The sequence below is a fragment of the Streptomyces sp. NPDC043680 genome, assembly GCF_056436685.1.
The window spans coordinates 360953-378343 of sequence record NZ_JBWKCE010000006.1; the positions used below are offsets into that span (position 1 = coordinate 360953).

The following is a 17391-nucleotide window of genomic DNA, read 5'->3' on the forward strand; positions in this document are numbered from 1 at the left end:
CCACGCCCTGATCCATCCCGGATCCATCCCACGACCTGAACGGGAGAACCACCTCAGTGGCCACCTTCCTCTACCGACTCGGCAGGGGCGCCTTCCGGCGCCGCGGTCTCGTCGCCCTCGTCTGGGTGGCGCTGCTGTTCGCCGCCGGCTTCGGCGCCGCGACGGCGTCCGCCCCCACGTCGGGCTCCTTCTCGATACCCGGCACGGAGGCCCAGAAGGCCTTCGACCTGCTGGACAAGAAGTTCCCGGGCATGGCCGCCGACGGCGCCACCGCCCGCATCGTGATCAAGGCGCCCGCGGGCGCGACGGTCAACGACCCGAAGAACAAGGCCGAGGTCGAGAAGATCGTCTCCGGCCTGAAGTCCGGTCCCGGTGCGGCCCAGGTCGCCTCGGTCACCGACCCGTACCAGGCCCAGGCCGTGAGCCAGGACGCCTCCACCGCCTACGTCAGCGTCAAGTACGACGTCAGCGGCATGGAGCTCAAGGACGAGACGCGCGACGCGCTCAAGGGCTCGGGCACGCAGGCCAAGGCCGCGGGACTGACCGTCGAGATCGGCGGCGACGCGCTGATGACGGCCCCCGAGACGGGCTCGGGCGAGATCGTCGGCATCCTGATCGCGGGAATCGTCCTCGTCATCACCTTCGGCTCGCTGATCGCGGCCGGTCTGCCGCTGCTGACCGCGCTGATCGGCGTGGGCATCGGCGTCTCCTCGATCGCCGCGCTCGCCAACGTGCTGGACCTCGGCTCCACCACCTCCACGCTCGCGATGATGATCGGCCTCGCGGTCGGCATCGACTATGCGCTCTTCATCGTCTCCCGCTACCGCGTGGAGCTCGCCGAGGGCCGGGAGCGGGACGAGGCCGCGGGCCGCGCTGCCGGAACCGCCGGTTCCGCAGTGGTCTTCGCCGGTCTGACCGTGGTCATCGCCCTGGTGGGCCTGGCCGTCGTCAACATCCCGATGCTGACCAAGATGGGCTTCGCGGCCGCGGCCACCGTGGTGATCGCGGTCCTGGTCGCCCTGACGCTGGTCCCGGCCATCCTCGGCTTCGCGGGCAAGAAGGTGCTGCCGGCGGGCACGAAGAGCCGGCTGTTCGGCAAGGGCCGCCCGGCCGGCGCCACGCCCAAGCCCAACGGCGGCACCCGCTGGGCCCGCTTCGTCCTGCGCCGCCCGGTCATGGTCCTGCTCGTCGGAGTGATCGGCCTCGGCGCCATCGCCATCCCGGCGAGCAAGCTGGAGATGGGCCTGCCCGACGACGGCGCCCAGCCGGTCTCCACCACCCAGCGCAAGGCGTACGACCTGCTGTCGGAGGGCTTCGGCCCGGGCTTCAACGGCCCGCTGCTGGTGGTCGTCGACGGTGACAAGAAGCTCGCCGACGAGACCCAGGGCCGGATCAAGGGCCTGGAGGGCGTCGCCGCGGTCACCCCGCCGGCTCCCAACGAGGCCGGCGACGCCGCCGTGATCACGGTCATCCCGAAGGACCGCCCGTCCTCGGTGGAGACCGAGAACCTGGTCCACACGATCCGCGACGGCAGCGGGGACGACGTCCTCGTCACCGGCGCGACCGCGATGAACATCGACTTCTCGCAGAAGATGAACGACGCGCTGCTGCCCTACCTGGCGCTCGTGGTCGGCCTCGCCTTCCTGCTGCTGATGGTGGTCTTCCGCTCGGTCCTGGTCCCGCTCAAGGCGGCCCTCGGCTTCCTGCTGTCGGTCGTCGCGGCCCTCGGCGCGGTCGTCGCGGTCTTCCAGTGGGGCTGGCTCGGCTCGCTGTTCGGGGTGGAGCAGACCGGCCCGATCATGAGCATGATGCCGATCTTCATGGTGGGCGTGGTCTTCGGCCTGGCCATGGACTACGAGGTCTTCCTGGTCACCCGGATGCGTGAGGCCTACGTCCACGGCGAGCGCCCGGGCCAGGCGGTCGTCACCGGCTTCCAGTACAGCGCCCGGGTGGTCGTGGCCGCCGCCGTCATCATGATCGCGGTGTTCTCCGGCTTCATCGGCGCCAGCGAGCAGATGATCAAGATGATCGGCTTCGGCCTGGCCGTCGCCGTCTTCTTCGACGCCTTCGTCGTCCGCATGGCGATCGTCCCGGCGGTGCTGGCGCTGCTCGGCCACAAGGCCTGGTGGCTGCCGCGCTGGCTGGACCGGCTGCTGCCGAACGTGGACGTGGAGGGCGAGAGCCTGCGCAAGCACCTCGGCGAGGCGGCCCGCGACACGGAGGGCCCGGACAAGGACCGCGAGCTGGTCAACGCCTGACGCCCGCGCCCGTGGCGAACGGCCCGGCCCCGCACCCGATGACCGGGTGCGGGGCCGGGCCCGTTTTTGCCTGCGGCCCGTTGGGCCTACCGGGTGGCGGCGGGGGCAGCGGCCTCGGCGGGCGCGTACGTACGGCGCAGGAAGCGGCGCAGGGCGGCGATGTCGAACTGGATCACGGCGACGCCCTCGGGGGAGTGGAACTCGACCACCGCCTGGACGCGGCCGCAGGGCCAGACGCGTACGTCCCCGGTCCCCGTCGGGATCTGGAGGCCGGACTCCAGGAGGGCCCGGGGGAAGACCCACTCGTTGTCGGTGCCCTCGGGCGACAGGCCCGCGGGGAAGACGATCCGGACGGCCAAGGGCTCCGTGGGAGTGAAGCGCAGGGCGACCGGGATCTTCCGGTAGAGCGGATCGTCGCTGATCACGCGGGCGACGACGCGCTCCTCGACGGCGGTGGCAGTGGCGGTGGCAGTGGCGCCGGCGGGGGTCGCGGGGGCGGCGGCCCGGGAGGTCGCGGTCGCCGTGGCCGCTGTCGCTGCGGTCGCGGGGGGATTCTCGGCGGTGGCTGACACGACAAGACTCCTCAGATCGGAACGTATCCGTCCGTATTGCCCCCAGCCTCGCACATTCCCGCCATTCCGCGCGTCAGTCTTTGTGAGGTGGACGCTCTTGCCAACGGTTTGCAATAGGGCACTATTCTTGAGCGGCTAAAGGTTTTTCAGGTCAAGGCCCGGACAGCCCCGGGGTACCCCCCGCAGGAGTCCGGGGGAGAAGCGGAGCCCATCCATGCACGTGCCCGACGGATTCATCGACGCCCCCGTGTCACTGGCCGCAGGTGCCGCCGCCGCGGGAGCCGTGGCCGTGAGCCTGCGGGGCGCCCGCCGCGAGCTCGACGAGCGCGCCGCGCCGCTGGCCGGGCTGGTCGCCGCCTTCATCTTCGCCGTCCAGATGCTGAACTTCCCGGTCGCGGCCGGCACCAGCGGACACCTGCTGGGCGGTGCCCTCGCCGCGATCCTCGTCGGGCCCTACACCGGCGTGCTGTGCGTGTCGGTGGTCCTCCTCATGCAGGGCGTCCTCTTCGCCGACGGCGGCCTGACCGCCCTCGGCGTGAACGTCGTGAACATGGCCGTGGTGACGGTGGTCGTCGCCTACGCGGTCTTCCGGGGGCTGCTGAAGCTCCTGCCGGACACCCGCCGCTCCGTCACCGTCGCCGCCTTCGCCGGGGCGCTGCTCTCGGTGCCCGGCGCGGCCGTCACGTTCACCCTCCTCTACGCCCTCGGCGGCACCACCGACGTGTCCGTCGGCAAGGTGTTCACCGCGATGGTCGGCGTGCACGTCCTGATCGGCATCGGCGAGGCCGTCATCACCGCCGCGACCGTGGCCGCCGTGCTCGCCGTACGGCCCGACCTGGTGCACGGGGCCCGCACGCTCGCCTCCCCGCTGAAGCTGCGCGTGGGCGGCGAGCTGGTCGACGCCCCGGTCGCCGCCCCCGCGGCCGCCGCGGCCCGCTCCGGCGGCTCGACCCGGAAGGTGTGGGCCACCGGCCTGGTCACCGCGCTCGTGCTGGCCGGTTTCGTCTCCTTCTACGCCTCCGCCAGCCCCGACGGCCTGGAGAAGGTCGCCGCCGACCAGGGCATCGACCAGAAGGTCCGGGAGCACGCCGCCGCCGACTCGCCGCTCGCCGACTACAGCGTCAAGGACGTCGACGACGCCCGCCTCTCCGGCGGCCTCGCCGGGGTCATCGGCGTCGGCGCGACCGTCGCCGTCGGCACCGGGGTCTTCTGGACCGTGCGCCGTCGCCGCGCGGACGGCTCGGCAGCCCTGCCCGCGAGCCCCTCCGCGGCGGGCTGACATGGGCGCCGGCCACGCCCACAAGCTCTACCGGCACGGCCACTCGCCGGTGCACGCCCTGCCACCCCACTGCAAGATCGCCGCGGCGCTCGGCTTCGTCGTGGTCGTCGTGTCGACACCGCGCGAGGCGGTGTGGGCCTTCGGTCTCTACGCGGTCCTCATCGCCGCGGTCACGGCGACCGCCCGGATTCCGGCGGCCTTCCTGCTGCGCCGGCTGTTGATCGAGGTCCCGTTCGTGGCCTTCGCCGTGCTGATGCCCTTCGTGGCGCAGGGCGAACGGGTGGAGGTGCTCGGCCTCTCGCTCAGCGTCTCCGGCCTGTGGGGCGCCTGGAACGTGCTGGCCAAGGGCACCCTCGGGGTCGCCGCCTCCGTCCTGCTCGCCTCCACCACCGAACTGCGGTCGCTGCTGCTCGGGCTGCAGCGCCTCAAGCTGCCTCCGCTGCTCGTCCAGATCGCCTCGTTCATGATCCGGTACGGCGACGTGATCACCGACGAGCTGCGCCGGATGTCGATCGCCCGGCGCTCGCGCGGGTTCGAGGCCTCCGGCATCCGGCACTGGGGGGTCCTGGCCAAGACGGCCGGAGCCCTGTTCATCCGCTCCTACGAGCGCGGCGAGCGGGTCTACCTCGCCATGGTCAGCCGGGGCTACACCGGATCCATGCCGGTGATCGACGACGTCGCGGCCACGCGCGCCCAGTGGGCGTACGCGGCCGCCCTCCCCGTGACGGCCCTCGCCGTCTGTCTGATGGGATGGACGCTGTGACTCCTTCCGCCTCCCTTCCTCCGTCCCCCCTTCCCCCGTCCTCTCCTCCGTCCCTGGAGGTCAGCGGCCTCGCCTTCGCCTACCCGGACGGCCACCAGGCCCTCTTCGGCGTGGACCTCACCGTCGGACAGGGGGAGCGGGTGGCGCTGCTCGGTCCCAACGGCGCCGGGAAGACCACCCTGGTGCTGCACCTCAACGGCATCCTCGACGGCGGGGTCGGCACGGTCACGGTGGCCGGGCTCCCGGTGGAGAAGCGCAACCTCGCCGAGATCCGGCGCCGGGTCGGGATCGTCTTCCAGGACCCAGACGACCAGCTGTTCATGCCGACCGTCCGGGAGGACGTGGCCTTCGGCCCGGCGGCCGCAGGCATGCGGGGTCCGGAACTGGAGGCGCGGGTGCGCGGGGCGCTCGAACAGGTCGGGATGGAGGCCTTCGCCGACCGTCCGCCGCACCACCTGTCCTTCGGCCAGCGCCGCCGGGTCGCCGTGGCGACCGTCCTCGCCATGCAGCCGGAGATCCTCGTGCTCGACGAGCCCTCCTCCAACCTGGACCCGGCGTCGCGGCGCGAGCTCGCCGACATCCTGCGCTCCCTGGACGTGACCGTGCTGATGGTCACGCACGACCTGCCGTACGCGCTGGAGCTGTGCCCGCGCTCGGTGATCCTCAGCGAGGGGGTCATCGCCGCGGACGGGCGCACCCAGGACCTGCTGTGCGACGAGGAGCTGATGCGGGCGCACCGGCTGGAGCTGCCCTTCGGCTTCGACCCGCGTTCGGTATCGGTGGCATAAGTCGGATCAGGCGATTGTTGGACCGCTCGTGAACATCCAGGGTGTGGTGGCGGAGGGCTTCGAGGCCGTCCGGGACGCTTTCGTGCGCAATTTCGAGGTGCTCGGGGACCGGGGCGCGGCGGTGGCCGTGTACCGGGACGGCCGCAAGGTCGTGGACCTGTGGGCGGGCCCCCAGGACGTCGACGGCGGGGAGGGCGGCCGGCCCTGGGCGGCGGGCACCGCGCAGGTGGTGCGCTCGGCCACCAAGGGCGTGGCCGCCGTCGTACCGCTGCTGCTGCACCAGCGCGGGCTGCTGGACCTGGACGCGCCCGTCGGGGCGTACTGGCCCGAGTTCAAGGCGGGCGGCAAGGAGCACGCCCTCGTACGGGACCTGCTCGCCCACCGGGCGGGGGTGCCGGCGCTGGACGTGCCGCTGACCCCCGCGGAGGCGGTGGACGGGAGCTCGGGGGCGCGTGCGGTCGCCGAGCAGCGGGCCTTCTGGGAGCCGGGCACGGCCCACGGCTACCACGCGCAGACGTACGGCTGGCTGCTGTCGGAGCTGGTGCTGCGGGCGACCGGGGCCTCGCTGGGCCAGTGGCTGGCGCAGGAGGTGACGGGCCCGAGGGGGCTGGAGTTCTGGATCGGCCTGCCGGAGGCGGAGTCGGGCCGGGTGGGCCGGGTGGGGCCGGTGGAGCCGCCGCAGACGGCGGCAGGTCTTCGGACGCGGCCCCGGCGGAACGTCTCGGAGGCGTACGCGGACCCCACCTCGCTGACCCGCCGCGCCTTCGCCGCGATCACCCCGCTCGCGGACGAGAACGCCCCGGAGTTCCGGGCCGCCGAACTCCCGGCCTCGGCGGGCATCGGCACCGCCCGCGGCCTGGCCGGCCTGTACGCGGCGCTGCTCGGTGACACGCAGGACGGGCCGCGCCTGTTCACCCCGGAGACGGTCCGCCTGGCGGGTGCGGAGCTCTCGTCCGGGCCCGACCGGGTGCTCGTGGTCAACACCCGCTTCGGCCCCGGCTACATGCTGCACAGCCCGGCCTCGCCGCTGCTGTCGCCGGCCTCCTTCGGCCATCCGGGCCGCGGCGGGTCGCTCGGCTTCGCGGACCCGGAGGCGGGCATCGGCTTCGGCTACGTCACCAACGCCCACGCCACGTCGGTCACCGCCGACCCCCGCGCCCAGGCACTGGTCCGGGCGGTGCGCGCCAGCCTCTGACGCGGCTCCGGTCGCAGCGCGGGTCCGGGGCGCCGCCGCTCCGCGCCCCGCTCACGGCTGGGCGCAGGAGCCCTTCCCCGGCTCAGGAGTTGAGCACGGCCGCGACGATCGGGCCCGCCGCGTCCCCGCCGTGGCCGCCGCCCTCGACCATCGCGGCGGCCGCGACGTCACCGCTGTAGCCGGTGAACCAGCTGTCGGGGCTGCCCGCGCCGTCGACCTCCGCCGAGCCGGTCTTCGCGCCCTTGTCCGAGCCGCCGACCGACCGCATCACCTGCGCCGCGGTGCCGTTCGTCGCCGTCAGCCGCATCATCTGCACCAGCTGCTGCTGCACCGACGGCTTCATGCGCCGCTCCGCGGTCGCGAGCGTACGGCCGTCCAGGTCCGCCGCGACCAGCAGCGGCTGGTGGAACTGTCCGCTGCGCGCGGTCGCCGTGATGGAGGCCATGTTCAGCGGGTTCATGGTGATCTGGCCCTGCCCGATGTACGCGGCGGCCGCTTCCGCACCGCTCGACACCGGGACCTTGCCGTCGGTGGACTTGATGCCCGTCTTCCAGTCCAGGCCGATGCCGAAGACCTCCCGGGCCTCCTTCGACAGCGCCGCGTCGTCCTTGACGTCGTCGATCTGCTTGATGAAGGCGGTGTTGCAGGACTTGGCGAAGCTGGTCGCGAAAGTGGCGCCGGGCAGCTCGAAGTTGTCCAGGTTGTGGAAGGTGCGGCCGCCCCAGGAGGCTTCCCTGGTGCATTCGGCCGGCTTGTCGGCCGCCGCCTTGCCGCGGTCGATCAGCATGGCCGAGGTCACGATCTTCATCGTCGAGCCGGGTGCCCGCGTGCCCTGCATGGCCGCGTTGAAGCCGTCCTTGCGGTTGTTGGCCACGGCCAGGATGTGCCCGTTGCTCGGCTTGACGGCCAATACCGAGGACTCCGGGTAGCGGGCGACGGCCTTCTCCGCGGCCGCCTGCAGCGTCGCGTCCAGCGTCGTCTTCAGCGTGCTCGGCTCACCCTCGACCAGGGTCAGCAGCGTCCGCTTCGGCGCGTCCTGCGCGGTCGGCTCGATCCACAGCTCGGCGCCCGGCTTGCCGCCCACCTTGCCGCCGTAGGTCTGGCGCAGCTGGTCGAGGACCGGCCGCAGCGAGGGGTACTTCTCGGCGGTCAGCTCCTCGCCGGAGCGGTCGACGGCCTTGACCGGCGGGGCCGCTGGAGCCCCCGCGCGCAGCTTCTCGTCCTTGCCGAGCTGCGGGTGGATGACCGAGGACTGCCAGTCGACCAGCGGCTTGCCGCTGGTGAGCCCGCGCACGACGGTCAGCTTGGACTCGTACGCGAGCGGCTTGGTCACTCCCTCGTACGTGACCTCGGCGGCGACGGCGAACGGGATGGTCGTGCCCGTCTGCACCCCCGGGGTGATCACGGCCTTGGACACGTTCGCCCTGGCCCGGTAGTCGGCCACCGCCGTCTGCGCGGCCTGCACGTTGTTCGTCAGGTCGGCGGCCGCCCGCGCGTCGCCCGCCGCCCAGGCGGCGAGGAAGGCCTTCGCGGTCTGGGCGGCCTCCTTGTCCGTGACCGGCCCGCTCGCCTTCTCCGCCTGGACGGCGGCCCCGCCGTCCTTGCCGTGCCCTTGGCCGCTGTCCCCGACCAGGGCGTACACCCCGTACCCGGCCCCGCCGACCATCGCGAGAAACACCCCGCCGACGATGGCACCCTTCGCCGCCCCGTTCACTGCGTCCCCTCCCCAGGATCCCCCGTTCTCTGAACATGTTCAAAGAACCTCAGCTGCCGACCTTACGCGCTGCGAGCGAACGGTGTCACTCTTGTTACCGGACCGGAACATCCGCCCCTTGCACCCCGACCGCCCCGCGCACTCCTCTGACCTGAGTTACGCCCACTTGGAGGGGGCGAACCTGGTCGGCGCCGATCTAACCCGCGTGAACCTGAACGGAGCCCACCTAGATCAGGCGAGGGGCATTCCGGCTGAACTGCTGGACAGGTGATGGAGGCGCCACCATGGGCTGGCTTGACTCGACACGCTCGCAGTAGCCCGCGCGCGGAACTGCCTGTTGGAGGTCGGGGCGGCGGAGCTGATGTCCAATCCGGTGATATCCACCATTTGCGCACAACAACCACGACGGCCCCGACACCGGTGGGTGTTGGGGCCGTCGATTCGGCCGTTAGACCCAGGTGTCCAGCCACATGCGGTTCCGCCAGGAGTCCATCGGGATGGTCTGGCCCGTGTAGATCGGCCAGAAGTAGATGAAGTTCCAGATGATCAGCAGCACCAGTACGCCCGCCGCGATCGCGCCCAGGGCGCGGCGGCGTTCCGTCGAGCCCGACGGGCCCAGGAGGGCGCCGATCATCATCGCCACCGCCAGGCACAGGTACGGGACGAAGACCACCGCGTAGAAGAAGAAGATGGTCCGCTCCTGGTAGTTGAACCAGGGCAGCAGGCCCGCTCCCAGCGCGCACGCGATCGCGCCCGCCCGCCAGTCGCGGCGGAAGAACCACCGCCACAGCACGTACAGCAGGGCGAAGCAGCCCGCCCACCACAGCAGCGGCGTTCCCAGGGCCAGCACCTCGCGGGCGCACTTGCCCGCCTCCGTCGCCGGGCAGCCGTCCGTGCCGGGCTCGGGGGACTCGTAGAAGTACGAGACCGGACGCCCCAGGACCAGCCAGCTCCACGGGTTCGAGTCGTACGTGTGGCCCGAGGTCAGACCGACGTGGAACTTGTAGACCTCGGTCTCGTAGTGCCACAGGCTGCGCAGCCACTCCGGCAGGAACGACAGGGCACTGTGCTGGTCCTGCTTGGCGGCCCAGTCGCGGAAGTAGCCGCCCTTGCCGTTGTCCGGGCTCAGGATCCAGCCCGTCCACGACGCCAGGTACACCGCGACCGCTACCGGCACGGTGGACAGGAAGCCCGGCAGCGCGTCCCGGCGCAGCATCGCCGCGTACGGGGCGCCCGCACCCGCGGTGCGCCGCGCCGCCGCGTCCCACAGCACCGTCAGCACCCCGAAGAAGGCCAGGACGATCAGGCCGTTCCACTTCGTGCCGAAGGCCAGGCCCAGACACACCCCGGCCAGGATTCGGTACGGACGCCAGCCCAGCCGCAGCGTCTCCGCGATCCGCACGTCCGGCTGGGTACGGCCCTCCTCGTCCACCGGCAGTGCGGCGGCGAGCCGGGCCCGCGCCCGGTCCCGGTCGATCAGCAGCGCCCCGAAGGCCGCCAGCACGAAGAACATCAGCACCAGGTCGAGCAGGGCGGTCCGGCTCATCACCAGGTGCAGGCCGTCCACCGCCAGCAGCGCGCCCGCCAGGCAGCCCAGGAAGGTGGAGCGGAACAGGCGCCGCCCGATCCGGCACAGCATCAGCACCGACAGGGTGCCGAGCACGGCCGTCATGAAGCGCCACCCGAACGGCGTGAAGCCGAACATCCACTCGCCGAGTCCGATGACCCACTTGCCGACCGGCGGGTGCACGACGTAGCCGGGGTCGACGGGGAGTGCCACCCCGTCCGGGTTGGCGAGGATCGACTTGTCGATGTCCTTGGGCCAACTCGCCTCGTAGCCCTGCTTGATGGTGGCCCAGGCGTCCTTGGCGTAGTACGTCTCGTCGAATATCACCGCCTTCGGGCTGCCCAGGTGCGCGAAGCGCAGCACCCCCGCCACCAGCGCCACCAGCAGCGGCCCGGCCCACGCCAGGAAGCGCTGCCAGCCGTCCGCCGCCGACTCGTGGATGCCGAGCGCCGTCCACAACTGGCCGGAGGGCCGGGCGTACGGGGGCACCAGGCGGGAGCGGACGTCCCCGCGCCGCCCGGTCCGGGCGGGCGGCACGTAGCCGAAGGCGCGCAGGCGGCGCAGCCAGGTGGACGGCTGGTCTTCGCGCCCCGCCACGGGGACGGGCGGGGCCCCCGCGGGGCTGGGCGGCGGCGTCGCGGTACTGGTCACCGGGTCATCGTAGGGAACGCGCGTGTGCGAACCCCAGCGCCGGGGCGGTCCGGTGTGCGCCGGACGGGACGCATGAGGTGCCGGGCGGGACGCATGACGTGCCGGGCGGGACGGCTGAGAGGATGGGCGGGTGACCACTGACCAGCCCCGCCGCCCCGAAACCCCCGCCACCGCAGCCACGGCTGCAGGCCCGGCCGCAGGCCTGACGGGCACGCTCGTGCTCGCCGGCACCCCGATCGGCGACCTCGCCGACGCCCCGCCCCGGCTCGCGGCCGAACTGGAGCGCGCCGACGTGGTCGCCGCCGAGGACACCCGGCGCCTGCGCAGGCTGACCCAGGGGCTCGGCGTGCACACCACCGGACGCGTCGTCTCGTACTTCGAGGGCAACGAGTCGGCCCGGACCCCGGAGCTGGTCGAGGCACTGGAGAACGGCAGGCGGGTGCTGCTGGTGACCGACGCGGGCATGCCCTCGGTCTCCGACCCCGGCTACCGGCTGGTCGCCGCCGCCGTGCAGAAGGACATCAAGGTCACCGCCGTCCCCGGGCCGTCCGCGGTGCTCACCGCACTCGCCCTGTCGGGGCTGCCCGTCGACCGGTTCTGCTTCGAGGGGTTCCTGCCGCGCAAGGCGGGCGAGCGCCTCGGCCGGCTGCGCGAGGTCGGGGGCGAGCGGCGCACGCTCGTCTACTTCGAGGCCCCGCACCGGCTCGACGACACCCTCGCCGCCATGGCCGAGGTCTTCGGCGCCGACCGGCGGGCCGCCGTCTGCCGCGAGCTGACCAAGACGTACGAGGAGGTCAAGCGCGGCGGGCTCGGCGAGCTGGCCGCCTGGGCCGCCGAGGGCGTACGCGGCGAGATCACCATCGTGGTCGAGGGTGCCCCCGCGGCCGGACCGGGCGACGTGGACGCCGAGGAGCTGGTGCGCAGGGTGCGGGTGCGCGAGGAGGCGGGGGAGCGCCGGAAGGAGGCCATCGCGGCGGTGGCGGCCGAGGCCGGCGTACCCAAGCGCGAGGTCTTCGACGCGGTCGTCGCGGCAAAGAATGCGACACAAAAGGCGCCGTAAGACGGTAAAGAGCTAACCTGAAAAGCAAAGCTCAGACCGCGCACCGGGCGCTTTGGGCATGAGTCGCCCAAAGTCCGTCCAACAGTAGACAGGGCCTGATGCGCTCCCGCCCGAAGAGGCGTCCACTGGCAACGGCACCAGTGGAACAAGAGGAGCTGGCATGAGTGAGATCGCAGACACCTCGGCACCCGCCCCGGCCCCCGCAATCGCACCGACCGCACCGACCGCACCGACCGCGCAGACCGCACCGACGGCACCGACCGCGCAGACCGCGCCCGGGGTGCACACCGTGCACGAGGCGTACTCGTTCGCGTGCATGAAGTGCGGTTACGCCTGGGAGCAGGGCTACGAGATCGAGCACCACGTCGACGGCAAGGGCCAGCCCTTCATCATCTACACGGTCAAGGGCGAGCGGGTGCCCTCCCCGCTGTCGAACCCGACCTGCCACAACTGCGGCGGGCACGTGGTGCGGATCATGCGCGAGGGCCAGGTGTCGTCGGTGCTCGGCACGATCGACAAGCTCTACCACCACCGCATATCCCCCGGGATCGCCGGGCCCGTCCCGGCCGGCGCGGACCTGCCGCGCGCCCCGAAGCAGCGCAAGGCCCCGCTGCACGACGCCCCCGGGCCGGTGCCCGTGAACGCCGACATCGGGGAGCGCAGGGGCTGGCTCTCCCGGCTGGCGGCCCTGTTCCGCCGGTGACCGCGGGCCAAGGGGGCCGGTCATAAGATCGGCCGTATGAGCAACGCCTCCAAGGACGCACCGCCGCCGCTGCCCGAGCCCCTCCGGGTGGCGGTGGCGGATTCCCACACCCACCTGGACATGCAGGCCGGCACCGTCGAGGAGGGCCTGCGCAAGGCCGCCTCCGTCGGCGTGACCACGGTCGTCCAGGTCGGCTGCGACGTGAAGGGCTCCCGGTGGGCGGCCGAGACCGCCGCCGCGTACGAGAACGTCCACGCGGCCGTGGCCCTCCACCCGAACGAGGCGCCCCGCATCGTGCACGGGGACCCCGACGGCTGGTCGCGGCAGGGCGCGCGCGCCGGGGGCGGCGAGGCCGCGCTCGACGAGGCGCTGGCCGATATCGAGGCCCTCGCGCAGCTGGACCACGTGAAGGCCGTCGGCGAGACCGGCCTGGACTACTTCCGCACCGGACCCGAGGGGATGGCCGCGCAGGAGCGGTCCTTCCGCGCGCACATCGAGATCGCCAAGCGGCAGGGCAAGGCACTGGTCATCCACGACCGCGAGGCCCACGCCGACGTCCTGCGCGTCCTGCGCGAGGAGGGCGCCCCGGAGCGGACGGTGTTCCACTGCTACTCGGGCGACGCCGACATGGCCCGGGAGTGCGCCGCCGCGGGCTACTACTTGTCCTTCGCGGGCACCGTCACCTTCAAGAACGCCCAGCCGCTGCGCGACGCCCTTGCGGTGGCCCCGCTGGAGCTGGTGCTCGTCGAGACCGACGCCCCGTACCTGACCCCGGCGCCGTATCGCGGACGGCCCAACGCGCCGTACCTCATTCCGCTGACGGTACGGGCGATGGCCGCGGTCCGCGGGATCGACGAGGACGCGATGGCCACCGCCCTGGCGGCGAACACGGCGCGGGCCTTCGGCTACTGAACCGGCCCCGCCGTTCGACACACTGCGTAGCCGGCCGACTTGGGTGAGTGACGAAGGCTCCGCTAGGGTGCCGTGCCCGAACCGATGGGGCCGGACCAGTGGAGCGAGCGTCGTGAGCGAGATTCCTTTCACCGGGGTGTACGTACGCGAGTCCGACCCGCGCCTGTCCTGGCCGGACCTGAACCGCGAAGCACCGCCGCAGCCGGCCCCGTGGCCCGACCCGGAGCCCGCGCCGGCCCTGCCCTGGCCGGGCCCCGACCCGGATCCCGCCGCACAGGCCCGCCGCCCGTGGCCCGAACCCGCCCCCCGCCCGGAGCCGGCGCCGGCGACCTGGTCGCAGCCCGCCCGGGAGGGCGATCCCGGCCCGGCCGCCGCCGCCCGGTGGCTCGCGCCGGGGGGCCCCGCGCACCCCTGGCCGGGGCCGGCCGGCGGTCCGCCCGCGGATCCGGATCCGGGGGCCGCGCAGGGCGGAGCCGAGCCCGAGCCCGGCGTGCCGGCGCCCCGCCCCGGCGAGAGACGCGGCGGCAGGCGCCGCAGGGCGGCGGCCGAAGTCCCCGCCGGGCCGGACCGGGCATACGCCCCCGCCGGGCCCGGCACCGGGCGGCGCCGCGGCCCCGAGTCCGCCGCCCGGGCGTACGCCCCCGCCGGGCCGGACCGGGCGTACGCCCCCGCCGGGCCCGGCACCGGGCGGCGCCGCGGCCCCGAGTCCGCCGCCGGTGCCGGACCGGCCGCGTACGGGAGCGCCCCCGCAGGGCCCGGCTCGGGGCGCCGCCGCAGCGGGGACCCCGCCCCCGACCAGCCCGGCACCGGAAGGCGGCGGCGCGAGGCGGCCACCGCAGCAGCAGGCGGGGCCGCAGCAGCCGAGCTCGCAGCCGCCGGGACCGTGGGAGCCGGGCTCCCGGGAGCCGCGGTCGCGGGGCGGGACAACTGGCGGCGGATCGTGCCGCAGGCGCTCGTCGTCGCCGTCCTCGCGGGCGGCACCACCGCCTTCGTCGCCGCCGACAAGTCCGTACGGCTCACCGTCGACGGGCAGCCCAGAACCTTGCACACCTTCGCCGACGACGTCGGTGAACTCCTCGCCGCCGAAGGACTCGGAGTCGGCCCCCACGACCTCGTCGCCCCCGCCCGCAACGCCGCCATCGGCGACGGGGACGAGGTCGTCGTCCACTACGGGCGCCCCCTGAAGCTCACGCTCGACGGGCAGAGCCGCCAGGTGTGGACCACCGCCCGCACCGTCGAGGGCGCGCTGCGCCAGTTCGGGATCCGCGTCGAAGGCGCCTACCTCTCCACCGCCCGCACCACCCCCGTGCCCCGCACCGGCCTCGCCCTCGCCGTCCGCACCGAACGCAGCGTCACCTTCATGGCCGACGGTGAGGAGACCACCGTCCGCACCAACGCGGCCACCGTCCAGGAGGCCCTCGCCCAGGCCGGGATCACCCTCCGCGGCCAGGACACCACCTCCGTCCCGCCCGCCTCCTTCCCCCGCGACGGCCAGACCGTCACCGTCCTGCGCGTCACCGGCACCCGCGAGGTCCGCGAAGAACGCATCCCGTACGCGACGGAGAAGGTCGAGGACGACAGCCTGTTCGCCGGGACCGAAGTCGTCGAACGGATCGGCCGCCCCGGCGCCCGCCGGGTCACCTACGTCCTGCGCACCGTCAACGGCGTGCGCCAAAAACCCCGCCAGGTCGCCGAGGAGACCGTCCGCGAGCCCGTCACGCAGCTCGTCAAGGTCGGCACGAAGCCGCTGCCGTCCTCCGTCGCCGGCGCGGACGGCCTGGACTGGGCGGCGCTGGCCCAGTGCGAGTCCGGCGGCCGCCCCGCCGCCACCGACGCGTCCGGCAACTACGGCGGGCTGTACCAGTTCGACGTACACACCTGGCAGAGCCTCGGCGGCAGCGGCCGCCCCCAGGACGCATCGGCCGCCGAGCAGACGTACCGGGCCAAGAAGCTCTACGTACAGCGGGGGGCGAGTCCCTGGCCGCACTGCGGCCGTAGGCTTTACCGGTGAGCACCGCAGAGCAGCAGCCCGACAGCACCACCCCAGACGCCCTCCTGGGCCCGGCAGACATCCGGGAACTGGCCGCCGTACTCGGCGTACGGCCGACGAAGCAGAAGGGCCAGAACTTCGTCATCGACGCCAACACGGTGCGCCGTATCGTGCGCACCGCCGAGGTGCGGCCCGACGACGTCGTCGTCGAGGTCGGGCCGGGGCTCGGCTCGCTGACGCTCGCCCTCCTGGAGGCCGCGGACCGGGTCACCGCCGTCGAGATCGACGACATCCTGGCCGCGGCGCTGCCCGCCACCATCGAGGCGCGGATGCCGCAGCGCAAGGACCGCTTCGCACTGGTCCACTCCGACGCGATGCTGGTGGAGGAACTGCCGGGGCCGCCGCCCACGGCACTCGTCGCGAACCTCCCGTACAACGTGGCCGTGCCCGTGCTGCTCACCATGCTGGACCGCTTCCCGAGCATCGAGCGCACGCTCGTCATGGTCCAGGCGGAGGTCGCCGACCGGCTGGCCGCCAAGCCCGGGAACAAGGTGTACGGCGTGCCCTCGGTCAAGGCGAACTGGTACGCGGACGTGAAGCGGGCCGGGTCGATCGGCCGCAACGTGTTCTGGCCCGCGCCGAATGTGGACTCGGGTCTCGTCTCGCTCGTGCGGCGCGCCGAGCCGATCAAGACGGCCGCCTCGAAGGCGGAGGTCTTCGCCGTCGTCGACGCGGCCTTCGCGCAGCGCCGCAAGACGCTGCGGGCCGCGCTGGCCGGCTGGGCCGGCTCCGCGGCGGGCGCCGAGGCGGCGCTCGTCGCCGCCGGGATCTCCCCGCAGGCACGCGGCGAGTCCCTCACCGTCGAGGAGTTCGCGGCGATCGCCGAGCACAAGCCCGCCGCCGAAAGGCCGGCGCTGTGAGCGCGGCACCGGCCGCGGGGGTGACCGTACGGGTCCCGGCGAAGGTCAACGTCCAGCTGGCGGTCGGCGCGGCCCGGCCCGACGGGTTCCACGACCTCGCCAACGTCTTCCTCGCCGTGTCCCTCCACGACGAGGTGACCGCCACGCCGGCCGACGGCCTCACCGTCGGCTGCACGGGCCCGGACGCCGACCAGGTGCCGCTGGACCGGACGAACCTGGCGGCGCGGGCCGCGGAGCTCCTCGCGGCGCGGGCCGGCCTGGCCCCCGACGTCCACCTGCACATCGCGAAGAGCATCCCCGTCGCCGGCGGCATGGCCGGCGGCAGCGCCGACGGCGCGGCGGCCCTGCTGGCCTGCGACACCCTGTGGGGGCTGGACACCCCCGTCCAGGACCTCCTGGACATCTGCGCCGAGCTCGGCAGCGACGTGCCGTTCAGCCTGGTGGGCGGCGCCGCCCTGGGCACCGGGCGCGGGGAACTGCTGACCCCGGTCGAGGCGGGCTCCTTCCACTGGGTGTTCGCCGTGGCCGACGGCGGCCTGTCCACCCCGGCGGTGTTCCGGGAGTTCGACCGGCTCGCCGCGGGCCGGCCGGTCCCGGCGCCCGAGGCCTCGCCGGCCCTGCTGGCGGCCCTGGCATCCGGGGACGCGGACGCCCTCGCCGCCACCCTGGCCAATGACCTCCAGCCGGCCGCGCTGTCGCTGCGTCCGCAACTGGCGCAGACCCTGGCCGCGGGCACCGAGGCGGGCGCCCTGGCCGGTCTGGTCTCCGGCTCCGGCCCGACCACGGCGTTCCTGGTCCGCGATCCCGAAGCGGCCCTGAAGGTGGCGGCGGCCCTCGAAGCCTCCGGCACCTGCCGCACCACCCGGGTGGCCACCAGCCCCTCCCCCGGAGCGGTGGTCCTGCCCTAGCGTCCCCCGTCGCCGGGCCGCCCGCGGCGCCTTGCGGCCCGGTCCGGAGCGTTAGGCTGGGGGGCTGATCCACATTTTCCCCCCGGGCCCGGACCGGGGGGACCCCCACCT

Annotated in this window: 15 protein-coding genes; 12 read left to right on the forward strand and 3 right to left on the reverse strand. The window is 73.6% G+C overall.

All coding sequences use genetic code 11. The annotated features are described in order from the left end of the window. Positions 1 to 56 precede the first annotated feature (56 nt). Positions 57 to 2258: an MMPL family transporter gene (locus AC0666_RS16670; protein WP_468581920.1), complete on the forward strand. Its 2202-nt coding sequence runs from the start codon at positions 57 to 59 to the stop codon at positions 2256 to 2258. An 86-nt stretch (positions 2259 to 2344) separates the two neighbouring features. On the opposite strand, the gene AC0666_RS16675 is transcribed toward AC0666_RS16670, so the two are convergent. Next, complete coding sequence (locus AC0666_RS16675; protein ID WP_468969824.1) at positions 2345 to 2830, reverse strand: SsgA family sporulation/cell division regulator; 486 nt, start codon at positions 2828 to 2830, stop codon at positions 2345 to 2347. Between the two features lie 214 nt (positions 2831 to 3044). Here AC0666_RS16675 and AC0666_RS16680 point away from each other — a divergent pair, with 214 nt between their 5' ends. From AC0666_RS16680 to AC0666_RS16695, 4 genes are read left to right on the forward strand one after another with little or no spacing between them, the layout of a single operon-like run. Then, the gene (locus AC0666_RS16680; protein ID WP_468969822.1) at positions 3045 to 4109 is read left to right on the forward strand and encodes an energy-coupling factor ABC transporter permease; all 1065 of its coding nucleotides are present in this window, start codon (positions 3045 to 3047) and stop codon (positions 4107 to 4109) included. Between the two features lies 1 nt (position 4110). Continuing rightward, positions 4111 to 4872, forward strand: coding sequence for a cobalt ECF transporter T component CbiQ (cbiQ, locus tag AC0666_RS16685; RefSeq protein WP_361713100.1), 762 nt, complete (start codon positions 4111 to 4113; stop codon positions 4870 to 4872). Beyond that, entirely contained in the window at positions 4860 to 5660 is an 801-nt protein-coding gene (locus tag AC0666_RS16690) for an energy-coupling factor ABC transporter ATP-binding protein (RefSeq protein WP_468969819.1), read from the forward strand. The genes cbiQ and AC0666_RS16690 overlap by 13 nt, the downstream gene beginning before the upstream one ends. Positions 5661 to 5688: 28 nt before the next feature. Further along, entirely contained in the window at positions 5689 to 6855 is a 1167-nt protein-coding gene (locus AC0666_RS16695) for a serine hydrolase domain-containing protein (RefSeq protein WP_468969817.1), read from the forward strand. 82 nt (positions 6856 to 6937) lie between these two features. On the opposite strand, the gene AC0666_RS16700 is transcribed toward AC0666_RS16695, so the two are convergent. Continuing rightward, a complete protein-coding gene (locus AC0666_RS16700; protein WP_478707809.1) occupies positions 6938 to 8569 on the reverse strand; it encodes a penicillin-binding transpeptidase domain-containing protein in 1632 nt (543 codons plus the stop codon). Between AC0666_RS16700 and AC0666_RS16705 the strand changes: the two genes are divergently transcribed. Then, entirely contained in the window at positions 8544 to 8840 is a 297-nt protein-coding gene (locus AC0666_RS16705) for a pentapeptide repeat-containing protein (RefSeq protein ID WP_468969812.1), read from the forward strand. The genes AC0666_RS16700 and AC0666_RS16705 overlap by 26 nt on opposite strands. 177 nt (positions 8841 to 9017) lie before the next feature. On the opposite strand, the gene AC0666_RS16710 is transcribed toward AC0666_RS16705, so the two are convergent. Beyond that, positions 9018 to 10787, reverse strand: coding sequence for a dolichyl-phosphate-mannose--protein mannosyltransferase (locus tag AC0666_RS16710; protein ID WP_478707810.1), 1770 nt, complete (start codon positions 10785 to 10787; stop codon positions 9018 to 9020). 202 nt (positions 10788 to 10989) lie between these two features. Between AC0666_RS16710 and rsmI the strand changes: the two genes are divergently transcribed. The 6 genes from rsmI to AC0666_RS16740 all read left to right on the forward strand — a co-directional run bounded on the left by rsmI (position 10990) and on the right by AC0666_RS16740 (position 17280). Next, entirely contained in the window at positions 10990 to 11847 is an 858-nt protein-coding gene (gene rsmI / locus AC0666_RS16715) for a 16S rRNA (cytidine(1402)-2'-O)-methyltransferase (protein ID WP_478707828.1), read from the forward strand. Between the two features lie 160 nt (positions 11848 to 12007). Next, a complete protein-coding gene (locus tag AC0666_RS16720; RefSeq protein WP_468969807.1) occupies positions 12008 to 12550 on the forward strand; it encodes a hypothetical protein in 543 nt (180 codons plus the stop codon). 36 nt (positions 12551 to 12586) lie between these two features. Next, positions 12587 to 13462 carry a TatD family hydrolase gene (locus AC0666_RS16725; RefSeq protein WP_468969804.1) on the forward strand — a complete coding sequence of 292 codons (876 nt, stop codon included), beginning with the start codon at positions 12587 to 12589 and terminating at the stop codon, positions 13460 to 13462. 112 nt (positions 13463 to 13574) lie between these two features. After that, a complete protein-coding gene (locus AC0666_RS16730; RefSeq protein WP_478707811.1) occupies positions 13575 to 15473 on the forward strand; it encodes a ubiquitin-like domain-containing protein in 1899 nt (632 codons plus the stop codon). Continuing rightward, on the forward strand, positions 15470 to 16372 hold the full coding sequence (gene rsmA / locus AC0666_RS16735; protein WP_468969798.1) for a 16S rRNA (adenine(1518)-N(6)/adenine(1519)-N(6))-dimethyltransferase RsmA: 903 nt from the start codon (positions 15470 to 15472) through the stop codon (positions 16370 to 16372). Before AC0666_RS16730 ends, rsmA begins: the two co-directional genes overlap by 4 nt. Then, positions 16369 to 17280 (forward strand): 4-(cytidine 5'-diphospho)-2-C-methyl-D-erythritol kinase, encoded by a 912-nt coding sequence (locus AC0666_RS16740; protein ID WP_468581940.1) that lies wholly within the window; start codon positions 16369 to 16371, stop codon positions 17278 to 17280. The genes rsmA and AC0666_RS16740 overlap by 4 nt, the downstream gene beginning before the upstream one ends. Positions 17281 to 17391 lie beyond the last annotated feature (111 nt).